Raw genomic sequence first — 6283 nt, forward strand, 5'->3', positions numbered from 1 at the left:
TGAAATGCCTGAGCCTATTTTATTAAGTCAGATTTTTGCCAAGCTTACTTCTTTAGGACGTATTCATCCCGTTTCTACAGGTGTTGAACCCTCGTAAATTGGCTACGGTATTGTTAATAAGCAGGGAATAACAACTTTAAAAACATAAGTACTGCTCTAAGCTGTCACACTAAAACCTTCAGCAGCTAACCATTTAACTGCACGGTCATACTCGCATTGCTCACTGAATGAAAACCAACGATTTCGTTCAGACTCATATTCTGCGCGGCGTAACACATCCTTGAAGCGTCCAAAAGCTCCCCTTCCTTGAATAGCGACTCCTAGCAGATCGCGTAGCTTTTCATCTTCAACTGTTTCAATAAAAGCCACCATATCTTGGTAAGAATCTGCTGAACCGTTTTGTGGAATTGGTAGGTAACGTAAATCAAATTCAACTTCTGCTTCTTCATCTACATTTTCATCATTAGGCAGAATATCTAAACGGTAATCCTCGCCACCAATTAAAAGTTTACCTGTATCACGCTCAAGGTAGCCATAGACCCCATCCCCATCTCGACTAGTCATAACTTTGGTGATAAGAAAGATGTCATCTTTGAGAATTGCGGTTGTCATTTTTACTCCTCGCCTACTTTTCCTAAAATTTCTCGTAGCCTTTCTTTTAGTGTAGTAGTATATATTCTTACAAGTTAAGATAGACTAAATTAAAGTTAAAATACTGTTGTGATAAATTTGAGAAGATTTCGATGGCTAAAGGTTTCGGCAAATCACCAGCTAATAAAAAACTCAAACCCTATGCGCCTTTGGACAAGTATTCTAAAAATTTGGTTTTAGCAATACAGACGGATGGAGACTTTATATACGGTAAAGATTTTTTACTAGATAGAAGATTAGGAAAATTATATGCTTCAAAAAAAGTAATGAGGCATTTTAAAAAAATTGAATCTTCATTCAGCAATAGCAGTGATCCAATGGCTCAAGAGTTTGTGCAAAAACTGAGTAGTGCTGTTGAGGAAACTGACAATTTAGAAACGGCTGAATTTTTTATTTTATCCAAAGAAGCTATACTCTGGAATGCCTACAAAATACTAAATAATGGCAGTGAACCATCTCTAGAAAACGGGTTATATTCTTATCCTGAAGAAGAATTTCCTATTCTTAAACAAAAAGCTGATGAAATCATGAAAGATGCAATGAATACAGTTACTCCTGATGAAATAATTAAAAAATATGTTCAGCCGTTTTGTGTAGCTCTCAAAAAGCAAGGTTATATTTATCGTCTTAGAAGTAACTTGATAGAATAAGAGAAATATGGTTAACACATCTATAGTTAATATTTGATGTTAGCTCAAACCAATTCATAGTAAGTATATGGTTAGCAAGTGATTTAGTCTATAAGAATAACAATACTTCTGATGGAAATCGACCCAGCTAAAGACTTAGAGATTGCGGCTCACGTCTTGACAATTGCTAAAACTCATAAAATTGATGCTAGAGAAGCTTTGCGGTTATATATCGAAAAGCTAAAGTTAGAAGCCGAACAGGAAAAACAGAAAAGTACAAATTTATCTGATTATTTAAAAGAGAGACTAAGCCCTGAAAAATGGGAGTCGTTGATGAGTTATGTGCGTCATCATCCTACAGATGAAGAACTTACTCAAGCATATTATCAAGCTAAACGCCAGGGAAGATTAAAGCCAGCTAAACTATTAGTAGGCGGAGATTTTTACTTTAGAAACTCTGATTTTGTTGGAAAGAAATATCTAGAACCAGGGATTGTACTCGAAGCTGAATTATACGACAATACAATTTGTCATATTTGGCTGTCACCTATTGAATGCGAATTTGTATTCCCAGATGAATTGGAATTTATTTAACTGCCCAAAGAGAACTTGCTATTACTAGTCTAAATAATTGTAGTTGATTTTATTCATCAGCCCAATCACGCGATAAAGTCCTTGAATAAGGATAAGCCTACAAAGTTATCGATTCCTTCTTCGCTGTAACCAAAAAAGACCGCCGCACACCTTTGATTTCGCGTGGAGCCAATTGAACAGCATATCGACCATAATTGGCTCTGATTTCTCCTGGCTGAATAACTGAAGCATTCCAGCCGTGAGATGCAAACAACTGTTCTGGTTCATCTGTACCGAAACGCCAGTGCTTGCTAATCAAGCCATTTTGATGTTTAGCCCCAACCTGCCACGACTTGACACTGACCAAATCAGCCCCCAAGTAACTACCATCTGTACTCAACTGGCTAATTGTGAGGAGTAACTCATCAACTTGGGACTCGTTTAGGTACATTAACAGCCCTTCCATTAACCAAAGTGTAGGTGTGTTATGTTAATGTCAAAGCCCTGTTGTAAAAGCAGATGTGACCAAGGTTGTGTTAAGTCAGCCGCGATCGCATATCGAAGGCAATTGGCAGGTTTATCTTGCAGGATGGCTTCTCTGTAATGTATGAGTTCGAGGCTGGGGAGGCTAGAAAGACAAGATGTTGTCCAAAAATTCAAGATTGTGAAATTGACTCCGAATTCACAAAGATTGTTGGAATGGCCATCACCATTAACATAACTAAGTTAGCAACCCAAAACAACACAACAATACTAAAACTCGCCAATGTTAAATAGGAAAATGTTAATTGGGTGAGTCCATCTAGCAGTTGCCACAACCGAAAAGCTGTGTAGAAAAAACCAATGGGTACAACAACGCTGGGTACTAACCATCTACTAAAGACGCGTTCACTTATAAGTTGTACTACGACTATTGACAGGTAATTTACCCAAAATATCCATGAGGATGGTTGTTTCCAATCAACAGCTAACAAGCCCATCGGTAATAAAACTCCTAGAACCAAAGCTAATTTGACCCACCATCGTAGAAATTGCCATTGCTTTTCGTTAAATCCAATTTCTGCTGTAAAAGGTAAACGTTGAGCTTTCACACTAAAACCATAGGCAAGAGCCAGCAGGGTGATTACCAGAACAAACAGCGTCAGAATCAATGGGTTATTAACTGCCATCTGTTGTAAAGTACCAATTCTTATATCCCTAGTTTAATCTGGCTAAAAAGATTTTGTGACTTGAAGAAGATTTTGGACAGGATGTCCAACTTTACCTTCTGAAAACGGTTAAAAAATAGCATAAAGTAAAACTAAATTGCTCAAACCCTATATCTGTATGCAAAATGAAAGTTTTGTTAATAGTGATGCCTACGGCGGCAAGCTACGCAGCACGGGAGCAATGTTTGTGAAGAATGCGGTTCAAAGGAAAAGTCGCCCAAAAGTAGTATCAAAGCGGATCTGTGTCCATTTTATTCTTCCATTTCTGTTATTAGTGTCCATTTTCTTTTTCCAAAAGAGCGATCGCGCCATTTATGCCTTTACGAAGTTATAAGTATTCCAGCTTGTAACTTGTCCAAATTCTTCTTAAAAACCTGTTGGTTTTACTTCTGGAAATAGATTGAGTTGCTGGTTTTCCAAGCGCATTGACTAGATATGACCGAAGCCATCATCAAGCATTTCATTTGAAAAACCATACAGGAGATTGCGGTTATAACATCAAGGAGCGATGTCTGCGACTGGCTACACCTACGCACTGCTGTTGATTATGCACTCATGGATTGAGACGTGAGCAAACCAGACATGAGTAATACACGCTCTGACCAAGTAGATGCAACATCTGTGATATTTGCAGTTTGGGTTGATTCATCGCAAATGCTGACCCAATTGAGCTTCCAATTCTGTAAAGTGTCTTGAAGTTGATTTAATTCAACGTGATTAATTTCACTGTTTTGCTGTATTAGAGACAAATACAATAAGCTCTCTTCTAACAATACTGGAACTATTTCGCGCTTTGCACTATTTTGTACCCAAGATTTGAGCCTTGCTAAACAGGCGGCTAATTCCCCTAATTGCTGTGGCTGAGTTAGATGTAAAAAACTAGCTTCAATAATTCTCCAGTTAGGCATTACAATCCTCCTAGCAACTGCTGGCTAATTTGGCTGACTTGTTCTCGAATCTGTGGGGACTGTATGATCATACTACGGTTATTTTGACTGGGGCGGATGTTAATAATTGACTCAAATGTCAATTCTTGAGTATAAGGCGACCAATCAGCCCCCCAAATATCACGTTGTCTGCTGCCATCTTTGAGCAATTCTTGTTCACATTCATAGTGACGAACTCCACCGCCTGCAAGAATTTTGCGTTCGATGTCTACAGCTATTTTAATGAATACATCCCACGTTTTCAGCATTTCTTCTATTTGTTGCGGGGTAGCAAGTTCACGAATGATTAAAATCAACTGCAATTATCCTACTTGATGACTACCAATAACAATTTATACAATACTTTTCGCTGACAAACAACTAAATTTAGCTCCCGAAACGATGCGTGCTGGTATCTGAGAGTGCAAAGTAAAAAATAATTTTGAGTTGAAGCATCGATTGAAAGAGTTAATGGTATATTAGTACAAAAGAACTACAAAACAGGGTTCAACAGCTTCAAACTGCAATAGTTATTAATATTTTGCACTTCTAAAATTGAGGAAAGCTATGGCAGATTCTAATTCTCTACTTTCTTTGTATGAAGGATTAGTACAAAATCATTCCAACCAATTCGATCCGCAAATTGCTTCGTTGCAAGAGTTGGTTATGACACGAATGCAAGAACTTCGTGAGGCAGAACAGAGCCTAGTAGAAGCACAAGCAATAGAACTCAAACGAATTACTGATGCTTTGGCTAGTGATGCTCGTTGCTTGTTACCAATCCCAGAATTAAGAACATTTGTGCAAGAGTTAAAACAGACTCGAAGTAATTATTGGTACAATCCGAAACCTAAAGTTAGTATTGCAGAAGATCCAACTACTTGGTTATTGGCAACGATTGAACTACCGATAGGTTTGAGCAACTACCAAACGTATGAAGACCTTGATGGTTACGATGACGAACGTAACTTTATTGGGTATAGCTATAGTTTGTCTTTAAAATTAGGCGCAGTTGAGGATTTGATAAAAATTCCTCTAAAACGTATATATAACGTGAATGAATGTAGTGAAACTTCTACTAAAGAACAGATTGACTATTATATTTCAGGGTATGTAGGAGGGCTGTTAAAAAATCTGGAATATGCGGAGGAACAAAAACAGCAATTAGCGACTGAAATTAGCACATTAGTAGGTTACTCCCTCAAAATATTCGCACTTAAACCCAAAAGAGCAATTTTTAATTATTCATCCACAGGGGAAAACTGATGCAATTGTATTTGAGCTTGTCAGCCTATGGTGGAGTTTCAACCCGTGAAGCCTTAACAGTATTTTGGAATGCAGGAGTCCGACATACTGAACTAGCAATTGGCCCTCGTCCTGATGCTGATGCCACACAAGCAATAGAAGACTTTAAAAAATTAGGAATGGTTTATCGAGCGCACCATGCTTTTGTTTGGAGCGCACGTCACTATCCTTTCAACCTGGCTCAACCTCAAGATTGGAAATATTTTGAGCAACTGACAGATTATCTAGCAAGTATAGGTGTTAGTGCTTATTCAGTACATGGAGGAAACTTTTCTAAAACCACTGAACGCGCCAAAGCATACACAATGTTTGTAGAAAACATTCAATATCTTCATCAACTTTGTCTGAAGCGAGATATTGCTCTGGGTGTAGAGACAATGTATCCTGCACCCCCGATTAGTTCTGTAGAAAATCTTTTGGACAATGCTACTGAGCTTGCCCAATTTTGCCAAGATACTCCACAAATCAAAATAGTTATAGACTTGGCACATCTCAACATTTGGCATCAGAAAAACGAAATAATTCTCAATCAATGGTTGGGAGTACCATTAGACAGACTTTTAGAAATTCATATTTCCGACAATGATGGACGACAAGATATACATTCGCGGATTATGGATAATACTTGGTGGTTATCTCAAATTACTCATTTTCCGAAAGGAATTCCTTTAGTATTAGAGAGCCGATTGAATCGATTGCCTGTTTCAGTAGTGCAGCATGAATACGAGCGTATCGCTACTCTAAAATTCAAATAATTAACTGATAATAGTTTGTAACAAACCGCTTATATTCTCTGGTTGCCAAGGCCAAAGACCTACTGAATGAAATCTTTCAAGTGCTGCTTGATACGACTGTTCGTTATTATATCCTTCCTCAATCAATACCTTCGCCAAAATAAGAGGATGAAGAGAGAGGGCTGATGTAGTAGAGTTATTGTCTTCCCAAACGACAACTCAAAAGCCACAACAAGCCCATGCCCGATATCTTATCA

At 38.0% G+C, this 6283-nt stretch carries 10 protein-coding genes; 4 read left to right on the forward strand and 6 right to left on the reverse strand.

Going from position 1 to position 6283, the window contains the following annotated elements; translation table 11 throughout:
• Positions 1-156: 156 nt before the first annotated feature.
• Positions 157-612 (reverse strand): UPF0158 family protein, encoded by a 456-nt coding sequence (locus H6G77_RS35040; RefSeq protein WP_190874115.1) that lies wholly within the window; start codon positions 610-612, stop codon positions 157-159.
• Between the two features lie 131 nt (positions 613-743).
• Between H6G77_RS35040 and H6G77_RS35045 the strand changes: the two genes are divergently transcribed.
• Together H6G77_RS35045 and H6G77_RS35050 are read left to right on the forward strand one after the other, a co-directional pair.
• Entirely contained in the window at positions 744-1301 is a 558-nt protein-coding gene (locus H6G77_RS35045) for a hypothetical protein (protein ID WP_190874116.1), read from the forward strand.
• 111 nt (positions 1302-1412) lie between these two features.
• Entirely contained in the window at positions 1413-1874 is a 462-nt protein-coding gene (locus H6G77_RS35050; protein ID WP_190874117.1) for a hypothetical protein, read from the forward strand.
• A gap of 97 nt (positions 1875-1971) precedes the next feature.
• Here H6G77_RS35050 and H6G77_RS35055 read toward each other — a convergent pair whose 3' ends face one another.
• From H6G77_RS35055 to H6G77_RS35075, 5 genes are all read right to left on the reverse strand, one after another.
• A complete protein-coding gene (locus tag H6G77_RS35055) occupies positions 1972-2304 on the reverse strand; it encodes a hypothetical protein (protein WP_190874118.1) in 333 nt (110 codons plus the stop codon).
• Positions 2305-2318: 14 nt separating this feature from the next.
• Positions 2319-2513 carry a hypothetical protein gene (locus H6G77_RS35060; protein ID WP_190874119.1) on the reverse strand — a complete coding sequence of 65 codons (195 nt, stop codon included), beginning with the start codon at positions 2511-2513 and terminating at the stop codon, positions 2319-2321.
• Complete coding sequence (locus H6G77_RS35065; protein WP_190874120.1) at positions 2510-3022, reverse strand: hypothetical protein; 513 nt, start codon at positions 3020-3022, stop codon at positions 2510-2512. The genes H6G77_RS35060 and H6G77_RS35065 overlap by 4 nt, the downstream gene beginning before the upstream one ends.
• Positions 3023-3606: 584 nt before the next feature.
• Entirely contained in the window at positions 3607-3969 is a 363-nt protein-coding gene (locus tag H6G77_RS35070) for a hypothetical protein (RefSeq protein ID WP_190874121.1), read from the reverse strand.
• Positions 3969-4304, reverse strand: coding sequence for a DUF5674 family protein (locus tag H6G77_RS35075; protein ID WP_190874122.1), 336 nt, complete (start codon positions 4302-4304; stop codon positions 3969-3971). The genes H6G77_RS35070 and H6G77_RS35075 overlap by 1 nt, the downstream gene beginning before the upstream one ends.
• A 250-nt stretch (positions 4305-4554) precedes the next feature.
• On the opposite strand from H6G77_RS35075, the gene H6G77_RS35080 reads away from it, so the two are divergent.
• Positions 4555-5253, forward strand: coding sequence for a hypothetical protein (locus H6G77_RS35080; protein ID WP_190874123.1), 699 nt, complete (start codon positions 4555-4557; stop codon positions 5251-5253).
• Complete coding sequence (locus H6G77_RS35085) at positions 5253-6047, forward strand: sugar phosphate isomerase/epimerase (RefSeq protein ID WP_190874124.1); 795 nt, start codon at positions 5253-5255, stop codon at positions 6045-6047. The genes H6G77_RS35080 and H6G77_RS35085 overlap by 1 nt, the downstream gene beginning before the upstream one ends.
• Positions 6048-6283 lie beyond the last annotated feature (236 nt).

This window comes from Aulosira sp. FACHB-615 (assembly GCF_014698045.1).
In the GTDB taxonomy this organism is placed as follows: domain Bacteria; phylum Cyanobacteriota; class Cyanobacteriia; order Cyanobacteriales; family Nostocaceae; genus Nostoc_B.

Bases quoted from the DNA above. Each gene is read 5' to 3' on its own strand.
- H6G77_RS35040 (WP_190874115.1), bottom strand. From the start codon at position 612: ATGACAACCGCAATTCTCAAAGATGACATCTTTCTTATCACCAAAGTT.
- H6G77_RS35070 (WP_190874121.1), bottom strand. From the start codon at position 3,969: ATGCCTAACTGGAGAATTATTGAAGCTAGTTTTTTACATCTAACTCAG.
- H6G77_RS35085 (WP_190874124.1), top strand. From the start codon at position 5,253: ATGCAATTGTATTTGAGCTTGTCAGCCTATGGTGGAGTTTCAACCCGT.
- H6G77_RS35045 (WP_190874116.1), top strand. From the start codon at position 744: ATGGCTAAAGGTTTCGGCAAATCACCAGCTAATAAAAAACTCAAACCC.
- H6G77_RS35080 (WP_190874123.1), top strand. From the start codon at position 4,555: ATGGCAGATTCTAATTCTCTACTTTCTTTGTATGAAGGATTAGTACAA.
- H6G77_RS35055 (WP_190874118.1), bottom strand. From the start codon at position 2,304: ATGTACCTAAACGAGTCCCAAGTTGATGAGTTACTCCTCACAATTAGC.
- H6G77_RS35065 (WP_190874120.1), bottom strand. From the start codon at position 3,022: ATGGCAGTTAATAACCCATTGATTCTGACGCTGTTTGTTCTGGTAATC.
- H6G77_RS35050 (WP_190874117.1), top strand. From the start codon at position 1,413: ATGGAAATCGACCCAGCTAAAGACTTAGAGATTGCGGCTCACGTCTTG.